Consider the following 1,850-nt stretch of genomic DNA (forward strand, 5'->3'; position numbering starts at 1 on the left):
ACTTATCTTTAGACTATAAAACACCTAATATGGTATATAAATTATCAGCGTAAATTCAATTTTAACCTGTAGCCATATTTTAGGACGAGACATTTGACCAACCATATGCTAAATAGAAAGATATTTTTAATCATAGTCTTTTTTTGTGTTTTAAAATTAACACTTCATCTAATTGCTGACTCAAATTCAGGATTTCAAGGGGACGAATTATTGCACATAGAAACTGGAAACTATCCAGGTTTGGGCTATATGGAATTTCCTCCTGTAATTGGTTGGTTGGCTTTTCTCCAAAATCAGCTACATTCCCAATCGGTATTTGTACATCACATCTTTTCACACATTGCGTCATTATTTATTTTAATATTAATCGCACTTACAACGGTTAAATTGGGCGGTAAATCAAAAGCGGTTTTTATTGTACTTCTTTGCATTTTGACCGCACCAGCTTTCGGTCGAGGCCATCAACTCTTTCAGCCCGTAGTATTTACACATTTGTTTTGGCTTTTTTCATTTTATCAATTGGTAAGATATATTATAAGTTTTGACAAAAAATATTTACTTTATCTAACAATCTGTGTTGGCTTTGGCTTCCTTACAAAATATGATATTCTTTTCTTTATTGCAGGACTTACAGGATTGCTATTGTACAAGCCTACACGAATAGAAATTTTGCAAAAAGGCATTTGGAAATATATTCTCTTGTTCCTTTTAATTATAGCCCCAAATGTTTTGTGGCAATATAAGCACGGATTTCCAGTGCTTGATATGTTCTCACGCCTTTATGAAACCCAATTGGACAAATTGACAATTTTGGGAGTTCTTGAAAGCATAATCATATCCTTAAATCCAGTAACAATGTTTTTTTGGATTGGTGGTTTATTCTATATGTTTAGAACAAAGAACAATCCAATCTATTATCGACCAATTGCATTTACAATCATCATTTCCTTAATGCTCTTGGCGTTGAACAAAAGCAAAGCTTACTATATGTATCCCACAATGATTACGTTGATAATATTTGGGAGCATTTGGTTTGAGCAAAGAATTCTTTCCAAACGACAATGGATTTTATATCCAGCAACGGCTCTTCTCGTTTTGTCGGGAATTGTGTTGGTGCCATTTGGGTTAGCCGTCCTGCCGTTGGATACATTTATCAAATTCGCAGGAATAGAAAAAAAAGACAATCATTACAAAATAGAATATAAAGAATATTACTCGAAATCAAAATGGGAAAAAACTATGGACGGACTTCAAGCCGTTTATGATAGCATACCAATGAACGAAAGAGAGGATTGTTTAATTTGGGGCAAACATTATAGTCAAGCAGGTGGAGTAAACCTTTTTAGAGAAAATTACGAACTGCCAAAAGCAATTTCATACCACGGCAGTTTCTACCTTTGGTCACCAGAAAAAGGAGAATTACCTAAAACAATTATAGCGTTTTCAAACGGAGAAGCAGGAATAGATTTTTTTCAGTCCTTCTTTAATTCGGTTGTGTCGGTAAAGCAAATTTATAATCCGTATGCTGATGACGAAAAAGATTTGTGGCAAACAATATATATATGTAAAAAACCAAAACTTAATTTTGAACAATTGCGAACTGAATTTAAAACAAGGATTTTCGAATAACTATGGAAATAAAAACGGCAGGTAACAATGTATATAAAAAATAGGCGAAACAGTGGTAAATTCAAGGCTTTTGGCTCATATCAAATTTTGTGCTTAACCGAAAGTTTCGTGCTTCGTAACCGCCTACTTTTCATATACTAACCGTCAGACTGCGCAATAACCTCCCTTTCTTAATAACTTTGTTGATTTCCTTTTAACGCATTGCCCAGATCACTTTAAGA

Annotated in this window: 1 protein-coding gene; it reads left to right on the forward strand. The window is 33.8% G+C overall.

Annotated features, from left to right (window positions below; genetic code table 11):
- The first annotated feature begins 210 nt into the window (after positions 1-210).
- Positions 211-1,629 (forward strand): ArnT family glycosyltransferase, encoded by a 1,419-nt coding sequence (locus tag G525_RS0117790; protein ID WP_169514462.1) that lies wholly within the window; start codon positions 211-213, stop codon positions 1,627-1,629.
- Positions 1,630-1,850 lie beyond the last annotated feature (221 nt).

Origin of the sequence: Gelidibacter mesophilus DSM 14095 (assembly GCF_000423005.1) — a bacterium.
In the GTDB taxonomy this organism is placed as follows: Bacteria; Bacteroidota; Bacteroidia; order Flavobacteriales; family Flavobacteriaceae; genus Gelidibacter; species Gelidibacter mesophilus.